This is a genomic window from Aeromicrobium sp. CTD01-1L150 (assembly GCF_041951745.1).
In the GTDB taxonomy this organism is placed as follows: domain Bacteria; phylum Actinomycetota; class Actinomycetes; order Propionibacteriales; family Nocardioidaceae; genus Aeromicrobium.
Map to the genome: position 1 here is coordinate 2,944,983 of NZ_CP169555.1, position 18,020 is coordinate 2,963,002.

Genomic DNA, 18,020 nt, shown 5'->3' on the forward strand with positions numbered 1-18,020 from the left:
TACGGGCGGGCCATGTCAGCCGGTGGAGCGCAGTGGGATCTGCCGGTAGGTCTCGTAGGCCGCCAGCCACGCCTCGAGAGGGGCGACGTAGATGTCGGTGGCGCTGTTGCCGCCGCACAGCAGCCCGATGCGTTCGTGACGTGGGATGGCGAGGTAGCCGTGGGGACCGGCGTCGTCGCGCAGCCAGGCCAGCAGCCGCGAGATCATCGAGAACTCGACCGGGTCCTCGATGACTGGGGTGGGCCACTGACAGCTGGTCTGGACGGCGGCCAGCCACCTGACGGTTCCGTTGCGAGCCCTCGGGATGGGCACGAGGCCGACGCCGAGATCGAAGCGAGCGTTGAGTCGTTGGCGTTCGGCGCCGGCGGCGGCCGATCGGAGGGCGGTGCCGATCGTGGAGATACCCCATGCCTTGACCTGCACGGAGGTGTCGGGGAAGACCCTCAGGTCGCCTTCGTCGTCCTTGCGGCCGGCGCCGAGGAATCGGTCGGGGCGGTCGACGAGCAGGTGGGGGCTGAGGTGCTTGAGGACAGCGACGGCTTCGCGTTCGCCGCGGTCACCTTTGCTCTTGCTGGAGTTCGTCACATGCCCCTCTATACGAGTGGGCGTCGACCAGTCATAAATCGTGACGTTGAGGCGGCCTTCTCGGATGAAGCGGGCTTTGCGACTGGGTCGAGATCTGACTCAGGTCAGTCGCCGGCCTTTGGTTCCACCGGTAGCGGTTCGAGCAGTTCTGGGCCGTTGTTGCGTACGTTGCTGACCAACGTGCTCACGGGGTAGATCTCCAAGCTGCCTGGCAGAGGTGGGGCCATCAGAGCCCGCACCGCGTCGACGTCATCGTTGTGGGGGTCGAGCCATGCTTCCCAGTGCTCGGGGTCGATGGTCATCGGCATCCGGTCGTGAACGTGGCCGACGTCGTCGGTCGCTTCGGTGGTGATGATGGTGAAGGTCGTCAGCCAGCGGTCCAGGTCGTCGTCGGCCCTGGTCTTGTCGCGCCAGAACTCATAGAGACCGGCGAGCGGGAGCGTCTGCCCGACCTTCGGGTGCAAGTAGAACGGCTGCTTCTGCTTCCGGCCCGACGGAGTCTTCTTCTGGGTGGGGATCCACTCGTAGAAGCCGGCGATCGGCACGATGGCTCGACGTGACCGGAAAGGCTTGCGGAAGGATGCCAGCTCGTGCACAGTCTCGGCGCGCGCGTTGATCATGCGGCCGAGCTTGGCTTCCTTGCTCCATGAGGGAACGAGACCCCAGGTGAGGTGTCGCAGCTGCCGGACGGGGTCGGCGTCCTTCGCGTCTCGTGGTGGCCGGCTCAGGACTACCGGCGCCTCCTTGGTGGGGGCCACGTTGTAGTCAGGTTCGACCGACCTGTCGTCGGTGGCCTCGTCGAGGATCTCGAAGTCCTTCAGGAGGTCACCGCGGCTGCGAGTGGAGGCGTATCGACCGCACATGCCACCAGCGTGCCACCTGCTGCCCGCAGAACCAGTCTGTGGCGGAATGGGGAGACTTCCTGCCCAGTTGAGGGAGCCACGCTCCAGGGTGTTTCATGAGCGAAATACCGAACGCTGTCGCAGGATCTCCCTGCGCACCATGCCCGGGAGCGTGCCCCTCACCTACTAGGTACGCGGCACCGGTCGAACCTCGCACAGTGGCCCCGATCGAACCATCACTCGATGGGCTAGACCCCGGACTCCATCGATCGTTCGACAGCTCGGTAGACCGTGGCCCTGGCGACACCGAACAGCTCGGCGAGCTCGGCAACCGAGTGCTCACCCTCCTTGAAGAGCTTGACCAGGTGGGCCTCCTGGCGCGGCGACAGCTTGGGCTTGCGTCCCTTGAGACGGCCACGTTCACGAGCGAGTGCCATGCCCTCGCGTGTGCGGAGCTTGATGAGGTCGGCTTCGAACTCAGCGACCATCGCGAGGGCGTTGAAAAGCAGACGGCCGACTGGGTCCTTGGGGTCGTGAACAGACCCTCCGAGGTTCAGCACGATGCCATCGCTGGTCAGCTGATCGCAGATGCTGCGCGCATCGGGGACGGACCGTGCGAGGCGGTCGAGCTTGGGCACGACCAGCTGGTCACCTTCGCGGCACGCCGCCAACGCCTGTTCCAGGCCGGGGCGTGCTCGGTTGGTGCCCGTCAGCCCGTGGTCGACGTAGATCCGGTCCTCGGTGACGCCGAGCTCAAGCAAGCGCCTCTGCTGGACGGTGAGGTCCTGCGCAGCGGTGGAGACTCGGGCGTAGCCAATCAACATGTCGAGATCCTATGAGCCTGGCGAAACATCATGGCGCTCGCGACTCGAAGACGTCGACGAAGCCAGCCTTGATCTGAGCGGCTGTGATCTCGAAGTTGTAGCGCCCGGGACCGAAACCAACCGTTAGCCTCGCGTGGTCCGACGATCCGAAGCCGCCGTCGGCCCTCGTGAGCGTGCGTTGGACCGTGTACGTGCATGTGCGGCCGTCGCGAACGACGTCGATGGAGTCGCCCGCCTGGTATTCGGCGAGGCGCGCGGCGATCGATGGGGCGTGGTCGCTGTGCTCGCTCAGCGGCCTGGGCTGGTCAGTGGTCGACGGCGGACCCAGGTCCTCGCTGAGGTTGATGCTGTCGCCGGCATGGTCCGCTGCTGAGAACTGGCCACCGGTCGGGCTTCCCTTGGGTCGCCGCGCAGGCGTGGGGGTGCTCATGCCTGCTAGGTACGCGGGGCCCGAACCTCGGTGTCCGATAGACGATCGTCGACCGGACAGGTCGTGACATGCTCGTCCACCACTGTGGGTTTGAGTGCTTTGCGGCGGTTTTCTGTGATCGCTTGGGGGCGTTAGTTTCCGATCACGAGGATGCTGGCGGCGGATTCTATGACGTCGTCGGTGATGGTCTCGAGTTGGTTGATCTTGAGCACTCGGGCGATCTGAGGGAAGAGGCGTTCGAGGAGGCGGAAGTTGCCCCGGGTGATGCGTTCGATCGCGGCGATCGCTTGAGCGTCGGTGAAGTCGTCTGGGTCAAGAGTGCGGCCGAGGCGTTTCCAATGGCGATCGAGGACGAAGAGCAGTTCCTCGCGTCCTAGTGCCCGGTATCGGTGTGAAAATCCGAGGCGGCTGTAGAGCTGAGGGTAGTGGCGAAACCGCTGGTCAATGCCAGGCATGCCGATGAGGATGATCGCCAGGTCGTAGCGGTCGTGTTCATCACGGAGGAGTTCGAGTGCGGTCGGGGCCAGTCGTTCGGCTTCATCGATGATGAGCAGCTCGACCCACTTGTTGGTGTGACCTGAGCGGGCGCCGGTGACTTTGCCGATGTTGCGCTGGTGTTCGTCGATGCAGATGCCGAGCTTTGTCTGCAGGTGCGCGATCTCGTGCATGAGGATTTTGGGCCTGGGGAGCACCTCGGGGGTGTAGAACACGGTCCGGCACCGGTTCGCAGTTGCATAAAGCTTGGCGTCGTCTTCGGTGCGCGGCCCCCATTCGGTGATGAACGGTTCCACGGTGTCCCAGTGGGCGTATCGGCGTGCCGATTGGGTCTTGCCGATGCCGGCGTCGCCGTGACAGATGCCGATGGTGCGTTCCTTGCGTACCGCGGTGGCGAGTTCGGTGAACCGGCGATGTTCCTTGGTGATGATGAAGTCCTTGGCCATCCTTAGTCCTCTTCGTAGGTGCGCAGCTTGGTTGGCCGCGCTCCGGGGGCGGCGGTGCGCGGTTCGGCCCGATCGGCGATACGCGGGATGCGGTCGTTGATGTCTTTGCGCAGTTGGCGCCGGCGGGCTCGGCGTGCGGTCTCGACTTCTTGCAGGCTTACCCGTTGGTTCGGGTGCGCCTCATCGATGGCCACGCAGAGGAAGGTGTCGCGGTCGTATACGCGAACCTCGGAGATGTCACGCGGGTCGTAGCGGATCGTCACCGGGCGGCCAACGAACGGTGCCAGAGTTGGCGCGAGGTAGCGCCGGCCTTGGAAGTGGATGCCGTCACGCTGCACGGTGCGGTGCTTGGGCACCGTCAGCAGCAGTCCGTCGAGTTCATCGAGGGATTCGGGCATGCGTGGCAACCACCCGTCACCGATCCACGCCTTCTTCGGGCTCGTCCCGATCTCCCGGTGGGTCCGCTCGTTGTAGGTGGCGATGAAACCGGCGATCGCCTGATCGAGCGCAGGTAGATCCAGAGATGGAGGTGTCTTGGCCCCTGGTGCCAGATGTCCGGGCAGGGTGGCCAGGAGCTCGGTGTTGACTGTGCCGAAGAACCGCTCGATCTTGCCTCGGCCTTGCGGGCGACCGACGGTGGAGAAGATGAGGCGGATTTTCAGTGAGACCGCGGTGTACTCGAGGTGGCGGCTGGTGAAGTCGCTGCCGTGATCGATATAGAGGACGTCGGGTAGTCCGCACATCGCCCAGGCCGGTTCGGTCTTGCGCCAGATCGCCTGTCGTAGCACCAGCGCGGTGTTCATCGCCGATGGCGCCCCGGTGAAGACCATGTACCCGCAGACCGCGCGGGAGTAGTCGTCCATCACCACCGTCAGCCAGGGCCGGTCGGGGGTGCCGCTGGCGCCGGTGATGAGGATGTCGAGTTCGGTGTGATCGGCTTGCCACGTCACATTCGGCCGTTCGGCGCGATGGCGGAACACCAGTTCATAGCGGTCCCGATATGCTGCCGGCCCCTCCAGAGCAAGCGTCACCAGGGCCGGGTCCAAAGCGTGGACGATGGCGCGGACCGTGGCATAGCTCGGGGCCGCCAAACCCAAGCGACCCGCTTCGGCCGTGGTGAGCCGGTGCAATGCAGCGGTGCTCGGGCGTGGGCGGGTCAGCGCGAGGTGCTCGAGAAACGTGACCAGTTCCGCCGGAGTGCGTCGAGATCCCGTGTCGCGTCGTGGCCGCGGCTCCAACGCCGCGATGCCGCCGGTCTTGTAAAGCTGGTGCCAGCGTTGCAGTGTCCGCAGCCCGGTGCCGGTGTCACGGGCCAGGGTCGTCAGCGAGATGCCGTCCTCGACGTGAAGCCGGAGGATTCGCCACCGCTGCGGCCCGTCCATGTCACACCTGCTGGGAGACCATGTCGCGGTCGCGGGCAGCCTGTTGGTGCCGGTACAGCGTGGCGCGAGACCATCCGACCAATCGGGCGGCTTCCTCGGCGGTGCGACCCTTGGCGCGGGCGTCCCGAGCGATGTCGAGTTTCTCCGCAATCACCGCCGGGTCAACAGGCGGCCGACCGAACCGGGTACCGCTCTGCTTCGCCGCAGCGATGCCGGCATTGACTCGCTCGGTGATCAGCTCGCGCTCGTACTCGGCCAGCGTGGCCAGCATGCCCAGCATTAACCGGCCGGAAGTGGTCTCCGGGTCGATGCCGTCCGAAAGCGACTTGATCTTTACGCCCTTGTCGCGCATCAGGTTCACGGTGTTGAGGACATCGATCAAGGATCGGCCGAGCCGGTCGATGCGCCACACCACGACCGTGTCGCCGGACTCGGCATAGTCCAACAGGCGCTTCATCCCCGGGCGTTCGATCGCGGTCCGGCTACCCGAGGTCACATCCGCGAACACATCCCGCTTCTGCACCCCGGAATCCACGAGTGCATCCAACTGCAACTGCGCGGCCTGACTCGCAGTGCTCACGCGGGTGTACCCCAAGAGCCTCATGACATGATTATGACTCACAAACCCCTACCGAGCACCACCCTGCGACAGTTCACGGTGAGACGACTTCGCGAGAGGCAGAAGGTGCCCATCGGCCCATGAAGCGGTCTCGGCGTCCGGTCCCCGCCTGGTGTCTCATAAGACTGTAGGTTTTTAAGGCACATTCACGGCGCCAGGCGGGCCGCCGCGGGAGCCCTCGTCCACCCCGCTGGGGCCGCGGGTTTCAGGCGCAGCATGACGTCGGCATCTGGTTTCGGAAGAGGCCGGCCACGATGCGCAGGCTTTCGCTCATGGTCAGGTACGGCGCCCAGGTGTCGGCCAGATCGTCGACGGTCATGCCGCTTTTGATGGCGTAGGTGGCCGCCAGCATGATCTCCCCGGCCCCGTCCGCCAGAGCGTGCACGCCCAGAACCTTGCCGCTCACGGCGTCGGCGACGAGCTTCACCGCCCCGCGGGTGTCGTGCTGGACGAGCGCCCGGGGGACATCGGACAGGTCCAGGACGCGGCAGTCGCACGCGTGCCCTCGGGTGAGGGCCTCGTCCTCGGTCAACCCCGCCGAGGCCAGCTGGGGCCGGGTGAACACGACCGCAGGAAAGCCGGCGTAGTCGACCCGAGCTGCCGGCGGGTACCTGTCCTCGGTCAGGGCGTTGAGCGCGGCGGCCCGACCGCCGGCGGCGGCGGCGTAGACGTACTGGGGAGCCCCCGAGACGTCACCGGCGGCCCAGACGCGCGGGTTGGAGGTGCGCTGGGTCTGGTCGACCACGACGAAGCCGCGCTCGTCCACGTCCACACCGGCAGCGGCCAGGTTCAGGCCGTCGGTGCGGGGCAGGCGTCCGGTGGCCACCAGGACCTGCGCGCCGCGCACCTGTTCGCCCGAGTCCGTGGTCACCACCACCTCTCCTGCGGGGCCTGGTTCGCGGGCCACAGTGGTCGCGCGCTCTTCGACCACGGTGATGCCGTCGTCGGTGAAGACTTCCCGAAGTCTCTGGGCCAGCTCCGGCTCGGCGTGCGGCGCCAGACGCCCGACCACAGAGACCCGGGTGCCGAGGTGAGCGAACAGCTGGGCCTGCTCCATCCCGACGTACCCGCCACCGATAACGACCAGGGACTCAGGCAGCTCGGTCAGCTGCATCGCGGTGGTGGACGTCAGCCGGTCCACAGAGTCGAGACCGACCACCTCCGGGATGGCGGGGGTGGCACCGGTGGCGACCAGATAGGCCCGGGCCCGCAGCGCCTGGCCGTCGACGGCCAGGGTGTCCCCGTCCAGGAAGCTGGCCTGGCCTGGGCGGACCTGGAAGCCGTAGGCAGCGGCCACATCGGCGTACTTCGCATCACGCAGGCGCTCGATGAGTGCGTCCTTCTGGGCCACCAGATCGCCGAGGTTCACCGGTGCGGCTGACGTTGGGGCACCTTTGAAGGGATTGGTGAGCGCGGCGTGCCGGGCCCCGGCGGCCGCCAGGAGCGTCTTGGACGGCACGCAGCCGATGTTCACGCACGTCCCGCCCAGAACACCGCGCTCAACCAGCACGACGCTCTTACCGGCCTGGCTGGCCGCGATGGCGGCGGACATCGCCGCGCCTCCTGAGCCGATCACGGCCAGATCGACGTCGTAGTCCACACCCATTTGCCCACCTTCCTTCGCGTGACCCCTCTTCAGCGTCCATAGTGGACGTTCCAGCGCAGGGGAAGGTCAAGGCGAACATGGACGAGAGCCGAGAAAGGGGCCACTGTGCGCATCGGTGAGTTGGCCGTGGCCAGCGGCACCACAACCAAGACGCTGCGCTTCTACGAAGAAGCCGGCCTACTACCTGCGCCTGAGCGCACCGCCAACGGATACCGCGACTACACCCCTGCGGCCCTGGCGCGCCTGGACTTCGTTCGCCGCGGCCGCACCGCTGGGCTCACCCTGGCCCAGATTCGCGAGATCCTCGACATCCGCGACGCCGGAGTCGCACCCTGCCAGCACGTGCACGCCCTGCTCGAAGCCCACCTGGGCGACCTGGACCGCCAAATCGCCGACCTGCAAGCACTGCGACACACCGTCGCGCACCTTCACCACAGTGCCACCACCAGCGACCCCACCAAATGCGACACCACGACCGTCTGCCGCTATCTGTGACCAGACCGGTGCTCGCGTGTATCGCCATGAGCAGATGCCGCCACAGAGCGTCGACAGAACCCCGCCATATAACGGCGAAAGCCACAGCCTGTGACCGAGTGTTCAGTGCGTGCTGTATAGTTCAGTCCATGCTGACTATTGCTTCGCGTCTCGACGTGATGAACCGCCTGGGTCGTGCACTGGCCGACCCCACTCGATCCCGGATCATCTTGACCCTGCTCGACCATCCCGCTTACCCGGCGGAACTGGCCCGAGATCTGGACCTGACACGCCCGAACGTGTCCAACCACCTGGCATGCCTGCGCGATTGCGGGATCGTCGTCTCCGAGCCCGAGGGTCGTCGGACACGATATGAGATCGCCGATTCGCACCTGGCGCAGGCGCTGACGGCACTGGTCGATGCCACCCTGGCAGTGGACGAAGACGCCCCGTGCATCGATCCCGCCTGCTCGCTTCCCGGATGCGACGCAGCTGGGGAGGGCGCATGATCCTCACCTCGGTCTTGCAGGCGATGGGCCTGTTCGCAGCGACCAACATCGACGACATCATCGTGCTCTCCCTCTTCTTCGCGCGAGGGGCAGGCCAGCGCGGCACTACCGCCCGCATTCTGGCCGGCCAGTACCTCGGATTCGCCGGCATCCTCGGTGCCGCGGTCCTGGTGACCATCGGTGCCGGAGCATTCCTGCCCTCGGCAGCCATCCCGTACTTCGGTCTCATCCCTCTGGGCCTCGGCCTCTGGGCCGCATGGCAGGCCTGGCGCGGAGACGATGACGACGATGACGACGAGGCCAAGGTTGCCGGCAAGAAGGTCGGCGTGTGGACCGTCGCAGGCGTCACCCTTGCCAACGGCGGCGACAACATCGGCGTCTACACCCCTGTCTTCCTCAGCGTGGAACCTCTCGCAGTAGTCGCCTACTGCATCGTCTTCCTCGCGCTCGTCGCGGTCCTGGTGGCCCTGGCAAAGTTCGTCGCCACCCGCCCCCCGATCGCCGAAGTGCTCGAACGCTGGGAGCACATCCTCTTCCCCATCGTTCTCATCGGCCTCGGCATCGTGATCCTCGTCAGCGGCGGAGCCTTCGGACTCTGACGTAGCGGCAGCGATCCAAACGGCCCCGACCGGGCGCACCCCTCTCGGTTCAGACCGCGACACCTACCTGCAGCCAGTCCTGCGTGATCGCGGCAACAAGACCGCCACGGAGCGCTGCAAAAACCCCGCCACCAAGCGAACGAAGCCACAGTCCGATAGACCCGTCCGGAGCCATTCTCGCCAACGGCCCCATCAACGGACGCCCGGCACGGGGCGTCATCGCGAACCGTCAGCGATGGCTGTGAAGGCTCAGCCCGGCCTATGGTGGGGGCCGGTCGCCCTCGTCGCCATTCACCCCCGTCTGCGCGAGGAGGGCGACCGTCATAGGCCAGCGCCGTCAGCACGGCTGCTCGAAGTTCCCGTTCCCAGTTTGGCGGCCGGATAGATGCCGAACTCTACTGCCAGTCTCGCCGAGGTCCAGAGGCGATGGACCTTCGGTTCACCAGGCAACGGACCACACACATGATCAGCACGACCGTGACCCCAGGGCCATACCGCTCTGGAGAGCGTCGGCGCTCGAATCGCCGGACTGCCAGAGGAGGACGCCGAGGGCCACAGCGAGACCGACGTCCACCCCGGCGAACGGAGGGGGCGGATCGTTCTCCAGGAGCACCTTAAAGGCACCGAGCCAGACGACAGCGACCGCGGCCTTGGCGAGTGTCGTTCCGCAGCGAACGCTGCACGGAATCGCCGGAGCATTCTTACGCAGAGTGGCTATCCATCCTGCTGCTACGATCCCGCGGCCTTTCGCCACGGCCGGTCGATCGGCGAGTCGGTGAAGCTTGCGAGGAGGACCCGCGTCGTGCTCGGCGCCAGGTGAGGGCGCAGCCGGGGCCAGGTGTCGCAACGGGATTCTTGTAGGGCACGGCGGCGGAGGTCACAGCGTTCTCGAGCAAGCCGCAAGAACAGCAGTCCACGTTCGCGTGCCGTGCGTCGATTGAACCGAAACACGAACTCATCGAAATGGGTCTGCAGGTGCGGGGATCTGGGCACCGCCTTAGTGCGTGCCCTCCAGGACGCGCATGCTGAGCAAGAAGCTCCGACTGGCTGGCATCGACGAGGCGACCCACGAGGGACGGCACCAGTTCTATCGACTGTCCGGAGACCACGTTCAACGCCTGGTACGCGAGCCCTGAACAAGGCCGACCGCATCGTCACCGGCGAGAAGCCTCGCGCCTGAGTTGGCCGCAGGTCCTTCCGATGAGGTCCGAACATGCTCGCTGACGGCGCTCGTCTCGCATCGGTAGTGAAGTTTCTGAGCCTGACCACTCTCTCGCCGGGCCGCTCCTGCTGTGGCGAGAGGGAGCCCGGTCCGGCCGCTCGTCAGGGCCAGGGGTTGGGTTCGCATCCCTGCAGGCCGAGTGTCTGTTGGAGCATGACGGGCGCGGGCTCGCCCGGTGCCGAGCATGGCTCGTGGCCGAAGCCGAGTGCGTGGCCGACCTCGTGGTTGACAACGTAGTGCCGGTAGTCGCCGAGCCTGTCGTACGCCGCCGCTCCCTCGGTCCAGCGCCGAGCGTTGATGACGACGTCGTCGCCGTTGCGGCACGATACCTCCCCGCGGGTCTGCAGCGGTGCGCAGAGCCGATCGGTGGTCGCGGGGCTGGCCAGGACCACCCGGAGGCGAGCGTCGGCGGTGTGGCGGAAGGAGAACCGGCCGTCCGCGGTCCACCCGCGCGGGTGCGCGAGTGTCGAGCCGACCGCGTCGGCGAAGTCCTCGGCCTCGATCCCGAGTCCGTCCTCGACCTCGACCCGGTACTCCACCAGCCGACCCTCGGCTCCTCGTCGCTCGTCGTCACCGGACGCCACGGAGAAGGTGCCCGCCCCCTCCTGTGGGACCGGGGCCGGGGTCCTGGTCGGAGCCCTTGACGGGCCGGTGGGCCGCGGGCGGGTGTCGTCCGGCACGACCGCGCGGGTCGGAGCAGCGATCCCGCCACTCGGGGCGGTCGGTGCCTCCTTCGGCGGCCAGACCAGGACGCCGAGGACGACGGCGCCTGCAGCGATACCGACAGCGAGACCCATCACGAGCGACAGTCGACGCCGGCGCCTCCTGCTCGTCGCAGTCCGGTGGCGCCCACGAGCACTCATGACGCATCCCGCCAGGAGGCCCCCTCGTCGTCGCTGACGTACAGGCCCGTCGAGCTCGCCGAGTACCAGCGATCGCCGTCCACCGTGAAGGCCGCAGGGACGCCGTCGACCTGACCGCGCCCGGTCCAGGAGCGGGCGTCCGACGACACCCACACCCGGCCGTCGGGGCCCAGTCCCACCAGGCCGCCGGGTACGCGGTCGATCGTGACCAGCCCCGGCGCATCGCCCAGCCGTTCTTCGCCTGCTCCGCCCATCAGCCGCAGGACTCCGTCCGCCCCGGCGACGGCGACGTCGCCTCCACCGGTCAGCGCCACGTCGAGGGCCTCGACCTCGCCGACGGTCTCGAAGGTCCGGCCCGCGTCGGTGGAGGTCAGCACTCGGCCGCTGAAGGAGTCGTAGGCGGCGAGGTCGTCGCCGTCGGCGTCCAGGCCGTGCAGGTCGGCCCGGCCCGTCAGGCTGACCGGTTCCCACGTCAGCCCGCCGTCGTCGCTGCGCACCAGTCCCATCGGCTCGGGCAGGTCACCACCGACGGGGTGCCCGCTGGCCAGGAAGCGATCCTCACCCACGACGGTGAAGCCCATCAGGTCGTGTGTGTCGTGACCGACGCGTCGCAGCTCGCCGTCGTCGAGCACGTACAGGCCGAAGTGGGTCGCGACGTGGAGGCGGTCGTCGCCCGGGTTGACCCCGAGTCCGTGGACGTGGCCGATCGCCGGTTCGGGACCGGTGTCGGCTTCGGGCTCAGCGCACGCGCCGAGCAGTAGCAGGAATCCCAGGGCGGCCGGCAGGGTGCCGCGCCGGGTGATCGTCGAGATGCTCATCATGGCAGCCGGCGTGATCCTCCGGTCGTCGGTGCGACGACCGGAGGATCACAGTGGGCTCAGGACCCGAGCATCTCGCGCATCTGACTGATCTCGGCCTCCTGGGCGGCCTCGATCTGCTCGGCCAGTGCCACGGCGGCGGTGTTCTGGCCTTCCTCCTGCTCGGTCCGGGCCATCTCGACCGCGCCCTCGTGGTGCTCGATCATCATGGACAGGAACAACTCGTCGAACCTCGAGTCCGAGGCATCCTCCAATGCCGTCATCTCGTCCTCGGACATCATCCCCGACATTCCGGAGTGGTCCATGCCCTCCATGGACTCCATGGACTCGGGCACGTCCTGTCCCCAGTCCTCGAGCCATCCGGTCATCGTCTCGATCTCGGGGTCCTGGGCGGCGGAGATCTGCTCCGCCAGGTCCAGGATCTCGGCGTTGTCGGTTCGCGACGCCGCCATGGCCGCCATCTCGGTGGCCTGGCGGTGGTGCGGGATCATCTCCTGGGCGAAGGCGACGTCCGCGTCGTTGAAGTCGGCGGAGGAGTCGGATCCGTCGCCGTTGGAGCAGGCGGCCAGGGCGGCCGCGGCAGCGACGATGGTCGCTGCGAGCATGCGTGTACGCACAGTGGTTCTCCTTGATGTGGGTGCTGAAAAGGGGTTGTCGTCGTGTCTCGCCGATGGGGAGACCGCGGTCCGTCAGCAGCGAAGAACGGTGGTGCGTTGTCGTGGTGTCAACAGCTCCAGCGACCGCCGAGGGTACCCCAGACGCATCGTGGTGCCCCGGGGCTGCAACCACAGCACTCGCCAGGATCGCCCGCGACGCCACCGGACCAGCCCGGCGAGCGAGAGAAGCAACGCCATGCAGGCCGCGAGGAGCCCCCCACAGTCCTGCAGCATCGAGGAGTGCTCCGGGCTCGCTCCGGGCTGCGCGGCGCCCTCACCGTGGTGCATCAGCCCATCGGCCGCCAGCTGGTGCTCGGCGACGGCAGCCGTGTTCGAGACGTCCGAGCTCTGGGGGGCCTGTGCGAACAAGGAGTGCATGGCGATGACGCCGACGATGAGCGCAAGTGCCAGTGCCGCCAGCAGCCATCCTGGGCGAACTGGCGGCGACCCTGTCAGGCTGACCGCACTCATCGGCGTCCACGGTACTGGCCCGGCGAGAGGAGTGCCCGGCAGGCGTCACGCACGGATTCGCTTCGCCGAGGAGTCGGCGTGCAGGCGCGGCGCCCAGTCCTGCACGAGTCGGCCGGCATCGAGCCCCACCACTGCGACGGCTGTGTCGTCCTGCTCGTGCACGACGACCAGCGGGTCGGTCGAGACGACTCGCGCAGAGTCGAAGATGCCGGTGATTCCGGCACCACTGAGCGTCTGGTCGTACAGGCGTGTCGAGAAGGTGCTGCGGGCCAGGTAGGGGCCGGGGTCCGGTCCGAGTCCGCGGTCGTGCAGCACGCTTCGGGCCACGTGGGTCCCCTGGGCGGCGGCGTCGGCCCAGGGGTCGATCCGCCACCACCCGAGGGCCTCGTGGTGGTGGACCGCGACGCCGCCGGCGGCGTACACGTGCGGGGTGTCGATCGCCCTGAGGTAGCCGTCGACCTCGATGCCGTCGGTCCACGGCGCCGGCGGCACGGCCACCGTGCCGTGCGCGGCGACGATCAAGTCGGCGCCCAGGCGCGTCCGGTCATCCAGCACGAGGGTCACCGCGCTGCCTTCGACGGTCAACGCTCGGACCGAGCGGCCGAAGTAGGTCGAGACGTGGGTGCGGTGCAGCGCAGCGACACGGTCGGCAACCACCTCGCCGAACGCCGAGCATCCCGGCGTGGACGAGCGAGCCACCATGGCGACCTCTTGACCGGCCCGGCGCAGCAGCGCCGACGTCTCGGCCGCCAGCACCCCCGCGCCGAGCACGACCACTCTGGCCGGATGCGGACTGCGGGCCAGGACGTCGCGCACCCTGACCGCGTCACGCATCGAGTGCAGGGTGCTCAACCGGCCCATTCCGACGACGTCACCGACGCCCGGCAGGTCGGCATCGAGCCGTCGCGGACCGCTGCCCGTGGCCACGACGAGTGCGTCGAAGTCGACACTCGCGCCGGAGGTCAGCAGGACGCTGCCCGCGGCGGCATCGACGGACCGGGCGGTGCCGTCCACGATCGGGACACCGGGATCGGGCAGGACCGCCTGCCCGGGCTCGATGAGCCCGGCCGCGACACCCTTGTTCACCAGGGTCCGGTTGTACGACCCCTCCTCGCTGGCGCTCATGAGCGTGGCGTGGACGCCCGGGGCCTTGCTGAACGCTGCGGCAGCAGCTGTCCCCGCCGCTCCCGCCCCGAGTATCACCACCTGGTGCATCGGCATGACCGCACTCCCTTCTTCTCGGCTCGCTTGATCCATATACCCCATTAGGGTATTCATGAGGTGAGTCGAATACAGATACCCCCTACCCGTTACTTAGTCGATGTCGATAGGCATTGGAGAGGACAACGACGATGAGCACCACTCAGACCTACGCCGTGACCGGGATGACCTGCGGGCACTGCGAGACCGCCGTCCGTTCCGAGGTCACCCAGATCCCCGGAGTCCAGGAAGTCGACGTCAGCGCTTCGACCGGTCGGCTGAGCGTGACCACCGACGAGCCGATCGAGGACTCGGACGTGTTCACTGCGGTCGACGAAGCGGGTTACCGAGCGGAGCGTCTCTGAGATGCGTGCGCCCGTGAGGCTCGGCCTGTACGCGGCGACGCTGATCGCCGTGTTCGGCGTCGCCTTCGCCACGGCGGGGGCGGTGGTGCCGCAGGGGACGGTCCAGTCATGGGCGAACCAGGGCGACGACGGCGGCCACGACGCCACCGCCCAGCGCGATGGGGTCGCCACGTCACCGGCCGGACTCACCTCGGAAGCCGGCGGCTACCGCCTGGACGCCGTGGACGCTCCGACGGCGACCGGCGCGAGAGGCGAACTCGGCCTGATGGTGCTGGGCCCGGACGGAGAGCCCGTGACCGACTTCGAGCTCTCCCACGACAAGGAGCTGCACCTGATCGCCGTCCGTGCCGACGGCGAGGACTTCCGGCACGTGCATCCGGAGCGGGATGCGGACGGACGATGGTCCATCCCCTGGGAGTGGGCTTCGGCGGGCAGCCACCGGCTGTACGCGGAGTTCGTGCCCTCCGCCACCGGGGAGACCGTCACCGTGTCCACGCTGAGGCAGGTCGCCGGGGAGTTCACTCCGTCGACGCCGTCCGAGCCGGTCGCCTCGTCCGAGGTCGACGGCTACGACGTGGACCTCGCCGGTGACGTGGTGGCCGGCGAGGCCTCCACCGTGACCGCCACCGTCACCCGCGACGGTGAACCGGTGACCGAGCTGGAACCCTACCTGGGCGCCTACGGCCACCTGGTGGCGCTGCGTGAGAACGACCAGGCCTACCTGCACGTGCACCCGCGCGGCGCGGAGGCCCAGGCGGGTGAGATGTCCGGACCTCGAGTGGCCTTCGACGTCACCGCACCGACGCCGGGCCGCTACCTGCTCTACCTGGACTTCCAGGTGGACGGGAACGTGCGCACGGCCGAGTTCGTCCTGGATGCCACGACGAACCGCACCGGCTCCTCGATGTCGGGTCACGAGAACGGCAGCAACGATGAGAAGAACGACCATGGGACAGGAGATGACGATGACCACGACCACTGAGCCCGCCCCGGCGGGATCCGACGTCGAGCTGCAGATCGGTGGCATGACGTGCGCGTCGTGCGCCAACCGGATCGAGAAGAAGCTCAACAAGCTCGACGGGGTGACGGCCAGCGTCAACTACGCCACCGAGAAGGCCCGGGTGACAGTGCCGGAGGGCCTCGACCCCGCCGACCTGATCGCCGAGGTGGAGAAGACCGGGTACACCGCGGCGCTGCCCGCGCCGCCTGTCAACGCGGACGCCGACGGTGACGACGTCTCGACCGGCGAGTCGGCCGAGGAGACGGAGCTGCGCACGCTGCGCCAACGGCTCATCGGTGCTGCCGTGCTGGCGGTCCCGGTGATCGCGATGGCCATGGTCCCCGCCCTGCAGTTCGACTACTGGGGCTTCGCCTCCCTCGTCCTCGCGGCCCCCGTGGTCGTGTGGGCCGGATGGCCGTTCCACCGGGCTGCGCTGATGAACCTGCGGCACGGCGCGGCCACCATGGACACGCTCATCTCGGTGGGCACCACCGCGGCCCTGACGTGGTCGATCGTCGCGCTGTTCTTCGGCACCGCCGGTGAACCCGGGATGGCCCACCCCTTCGAGCTGACCATCTCCCGCTCCGACGGACTGGCCAACATCTACCTGGAGGTGGCCGCCGGCGTCATCACCTTCGTGCTGTTGGGCCGCTACTTCGAGAAGCGCTCCAAGCGACGGGCCGGCGCCGCGTTGCGAGCACTGCTCGAGCTCGGCGCCAAGGAGGTCGCCATCCTGCGCGAGGGCCGCGAGCACCGCGTGCCGATCGAGGAGCTCTCGGTGGGCGATGAGTTCGTCGTCCGCCCGGGGGAGAAGATCGCCACCGACGGCGTGATCACCTCCGGCACGAGCGCCATCGACGCCTCGATGCTGACCGGCGAGTCGGTCCCGGTCGAGGTCGCCGAGGGCGAGCCGGTCACCGGCGCCACGGTCAACGCCGGCGGCCGACTGGTCGTCCGCGCGACCCGAGTCGGCTCGGACACCCAGCTGGCGCAGATGGCCCAGCTCGTCGAGGACGCCCAGTCCGGCAAGGCCGAGATCCAGCGCCTGGCCGACCGGGTCTCCGGAGTCTTCGTCCCGATCGCCATCGCGATCGCCGTCGCGGCGCTCGGTGCCTGGATCGGCGCCGGCTTCCCGCTGGCGGCCGGATTCACCGCCGCGGTCGCGGTGCTGATCATCGCCTGCCCCTGCGCCCTCGGGCTGGCCACGCCGACCGCGCTACTGGTCGGCACCGGCCGTGGAGCCCAGATGGGTGTGCTGATCAAGGGCCCGGAGGTGCTGGAGTCCACCCGGCGGATCTCCACCATCGTGCTGGACAAGACCGGCACCGTCACCACCGGCAAGATGACCCTGATCGACGCCGTGCCTGCCGCCGGCGTCGAGCGCGCCGAGCTGCTCCGCCTCGCCGGAGCCCTGGAGGACGCCTCGGAGCACCCGATCGCCCAGGCCATCGCCAAGGGCGCCACCGTCGAGGTGGGAGACCTGCCCACCCCGGAGTCCTTCGACAACGTGGAGGGCCTAGGCGTCCAGGGCATCGTCGACGGCCACGCGGTACTCGTGGGCCGGGAGGCCATGCTGGCCGACTGGTCGCAGCATCTCGACGATCACCTTCGCGGGGCCAAGCAGACGGCCGAGGCGCAGGGCAAGACCGCCGTGGCGGTCGGCTGGGACGGTGCCGCCCGCGGCATCCTGGTGGTCGCGGACGAGATCAAGCCCAGCAGCGCCCGGGCCGTCGGTCAGCTCAAGGACCTGGGGCTCGTCCCGGTGCTGCTCACCGGTGACAACCAGACCGTGGCCGAGCAGGTCGCCGCCGAGATCGGCATCAAGCAGGTCATCGCCGAGGTGCTGCCCAAGGACAAGGTCGACGTCGTCGCCCGCCTTCAGCGAGAAGGCAAGACGGTGGCGATGGTCGGTGACGGTGTCAACGACGCACCGGCCTTGGCCCAGGCCGACCTGGGCCTGGCGATGGGAACCGGCACAGACGTGGCCATCGAGGCCGCCGACATCACCCTGGTCCGTGGCGACCTGCGCGCGGCCGCCGATGCGATCCGGCTCTCCCGCCGGACCCTGCGAACGATCAAGACGAACCTGTTCTGGGCCTTCGCCTACAACACCGCGGCGATCCCGCTGGCCGCCTTCGGGCTGCTCAACCCGATGCTCGCGGGTGCGGCCATGGCGTTCTCCTCGGTCTTCGTCGTCACCAACAGCCTGCGGCTGCGCACGTTCAAGTCCGGGGCGGGCGAGAGCACCACAGCCCTAGCCGAGCAGCAGCCCGCACCGGCTGTGGCGACCGCTGCCTGATCGACCATCCTCCGACGAAAGGAAACACCCCCACATGAGTACTCACCCGACCAATCCCGGCCACGCCCACAACGAGACGGCTGACGGCTCGTGCGGCGGGCACGGCGCGAACCCCGAGGCCCTGGCCCGCACCGGCGCCGAGGACGTCGCCGAGTGCCCCGTGATGACCGGCACCACGGTGATCAAGGCCGAGGCGGAGGCGGCCGGCCTGGTCCGCCACCACCGGGGTCAGCGGTACTGGCTGTGCTGCGACGCCTGCGGACCGCTCTTTGACGCCGACCCCGAACGCTACATCGCCTGAACTGCCAGCACTCT

Annotated in this window: 20 protein-coding genes; 7 read left to right on the forward strand and 13 right to left on the reverse strand. The window is 68.2% G+C overall.

Annotated features, from left to right (window positions below; all coding sequences use genetic code 11):
• Window positions 1-15: 15 nt before the first annotated feature.
• From ACEVFP_RS14555 to merA, 8 genes are all read right to left on the reverse strand, one after another.
• Complete coding sequence (locus ACEVFP_RS14555; protein ID WP_375000166.1) at window positions 16-585, reverse strand: hypothetical protein; 570 nt, start codon at window positions 583-585, stop codon at window positions 16-18.
• A 104-nt stretch (window positions 586-689) separates the two neighbouring features.
• Window positions 690-1,448 (reverse strand): SOS response-associated peptidase, encoded by a 759-nt coding sequence (locus ACEVFP_RS14560; protein WP_375000167.1) that lies wholly within the window; start codon window positions 1,446-1,448, stop codon window positions 690-692.
• Window positions 1,449-1,675: 227 nt separating this feature from the next.
• Window positions 1,676-2,251, reverse strand: a complete 576-nt coding sequence (locus ACEVFP_RS14565; RefSeq protein WP_375000168.1) for a recombinase family protein — start codon at window positions 2,249-2,251, stop codon at window positions 1,676-1,678.
• 28 nt (window positions 2,252-2,279) lie between these two features.
• A complete protein-coding gene (locus ACEVFP_RS14570) occupies window positions 2,280-2,681 on the reverse strand; it encodes a hypothetical protein (protein ID WP_375000169.1) in 402 nt (133 codons plus the stop codon).
• A gap of 131 nt (window positions 2,682-2,812) precedes the next feature.
• Entirely contained in the window at window positions 2,813-3,622 is an 810-nt protein-coding gene (locus ACEVFP_RS14575; RefSeq protein WP_375000170.1) for an AAA family ATPase, read from the reverse strand.
• A 2-nt stretch (window positions 3,623-3,624) separates the two neighbouring features.
• Window positions 3,625-5,004 (reverse strand): Mu transposase C-terminal domain-containing protein, encoded by a 1,380-nt coding sequence (locus ACEVFP_RS14580; RefSeq protein ID WP_094364517.1) that lies wholly within the window; start codon window positions 5,002-5,004, stop codon window positions 3,625-3,627.
• 1 nt (window position 5,005) lies between these two features.
• Window positions 5,006-5,608, reverse strand: coding sequence for a recombinase family protein (locus tag ACEVFP_RS14585; protein ID WP_375000171.1), 603 nt, complete (start codon window positions 5,606-5,608; stop codon window positions 5,006-5,008).
• Between the two features lie 220 nt (window positions 5,609-5,828).
• Entirely contained in the window at window positions 5,829-7,229 is a 1,401-nt protein-coding gene (merA, locus tag ACEVFP_RS14590; protein ID WP_017838447.1) for a mercury(II) reductase, read from the reverse strand.
• A gap of 105 nt (window positions 7,230-7,334) precedes the next feature.
• On the opposite strand from merA, the gene ACEVFP_RS14595 reads away from it, so the two are divergent.
• The 3 genes from ACEVFP_RS14595 to ACEVFP_RS14605 all read left to right on the forward strand — a co-directional run bounded on the left by ACEVFP_RS14595 (window position 7,335) and on the right by ACEVFP_RS14605 (window position 8,811).
• Window positions 7,335-7,724 carry a heavy metal-responsive transcriptional regulator gene (locus ACEVFP_RS14595; RefSeq protein ID WP_007928756.1) on the forward strand — a complete coding sequence of 130 codons (390 nt, stop codon included), beginning with the start codon at window positions 7,335-7,337 and terminating at the stop codon, window positions 7,722-7,724.
• A 128-nt stretch (window positions 7,725-7,852) separates the two neighbouring features.
• Window positions 7,853-8,212, forward strand: coding sequence for a helix-turn-helix transcriptional regulator (locus ACEVFP_RS14600; RefSeq protein WP_006590980.1), 360 nt, complete (start codon window positions 7,853-7,855; stop codon window positions 8,210-8,212).
• The gene (locus ACEVFP_RS14605; protein WP_016997609.1) at window positions 8,209-8,811 is read left to right on the forward strand and encodes a cadmium resistance transporter; all 603 of its coding nucleotides are present in this window, start codon (window positions 8,209-8,211) and stop codon (window positions 8,809-8,811) included. Before ACEVFP_RS14600 ends, ACEVFP_RS14605 begins: the two co-directional genes overlap by 4 nt.
• A gap of 1,323 nt (window positions 8,812-10,134) precedes the next feature.
• Here ACEVFP_RS14605 and ACEVFP_RS14610 read toward each other — a convergent pair.
• The 5 genes from ACEVFP_RS14610 to ACEVFP_RS14630 all read right to left on the reverse strand — a co-directional run bounded on the left by ACEVFP_RS14610 (window position 10,135) and on the right by ACEVFP_RS14630 (window position 14,062).
• The gene (locus ACEVFP_RS14610; protein ID WP_375003847.1) at window positions 10,135-10,830 is read right to left on the reverse strand and encodes a DUF3152 domain-containing protein; all 696 of its coding nucleotides are present in this window, start codon (window positions 10,828-10,830) and stop codon (window positions 10,135-10,137) included.
• A gap of 62 nt (window positions 10,831-10,892) precedes the next feature.
• Window positions 10,893-11,714: a hypothetical protein gene (locus tag ACEVFP_RS14615; RefSeq protein ID WP_375000172.1), complete on the reverse strand. Its 822-nt coding sequence runs from the start codon at window positions 11,712-11,714 to the stop codon at window positions 10,893-10,895.
• Window positions 11,715-11,773: 59 nt separating this feature from the next.
• Complete coding sequence (locus tag ACEVFP_RS14620) at window positions 11,774-12,331, reverse strand: DUF305 domain-containing protein (RefSeq protein WP_375000173.1); 558 nt, start codon at window positions 12,329-12,331, stop codon at window positions 11,774-11,776.
• A gap of 72 nt (window positions 12,332-12,403) precedes the next feature.
• Entirely contained in the window at window positions 12,404-12,841 is a 438-nt protein-coding gene (locus tag ACEVFP_RS14625) for a hypothetical protein (RefSeq protein WP_375000174.1), read from the reverse strand.
• Window positions 12,842-12,886: 45 nt separating this feature from the next.
• On the reverse strand, window positions 12,887-14,062 hold the full coding sequence (locus tag ACEVFP_RS14630) for an FAD-dependent oxidoreductase (RefSeq protein ID WP_375000175.1): 1,176 nt from the start codon (window positions 14,060-14,062) through the stop codon (window positions 12,887-12,889).
• Between the two features lie 131 nt (window positions 14,063-14,193).
• Between ACEVFP_RS14630 and ACEVFP_RS14635 the strand changes: the two genes are divergently transcribed.
• From ACEVFP_RS14635 to ACEVFP_RS14650, 4 genes are read left to right on the forward strand one after another with little or no spacing between them, the layout of a single operon-like run.
• Window positions 14,194-14,406 (forward strand): heavy-metal-associated domain-containing protein, encoded by a 213-nt coding sequence (locus ACEVFP_RS14635; protein ID WP_375000176.1) that lies wholly within the window; start codon window positions 14,194-14,196, stop codon window positions 14,404-14,406.
• Between the two features lies 1 nt (window position 14,407).
• Window positions 14,408-15,388 carry a heavy-metal-associated domain-containing protein gene (locus ACEVFP_RS14640; protein WP_375000177.1) on the forward strand — a complete coding sequence of 327 codons (981 nt, stop codon included), beginning with the start codon at window positions 14,408-14,410 and terminating at the stop codon, window positions 15,386-15,388.
• The gene (locus ACEVFP_RS14645) at window positions 15,366-17,705 is read left to right on the forward strand and encodes a heavy metal translocating P-type ATPase (RefSeq protein ID WP_375003848.1); all 2,340 of its coding nucleotides are present in this window, start codon (window positions 15,366-15,368) and stop codon (window positions 17,703-17,705) included. The genes ACEVFP_RS14640 and ACEVFP_RS14645 overlap by 23 nt, the downstream gene beginning before the upstream one ends.
• 34 nt (window positions 17,706-17,739) lie before the next feature.
• Window positions 17,740-18,006 (forward strand): hypothetical protein, encoded by a 267-nt coding sequence (locus ACEVFP_RS14650; protein ID WP_375000178.1) that lies wholly within the window; start codon window positions 17,740-17,742, stop codon window positions 18,004-18,006.
• The last annotated feature ends 14 nt before the right edge of the window (window positions 18,007-18,020 follow it).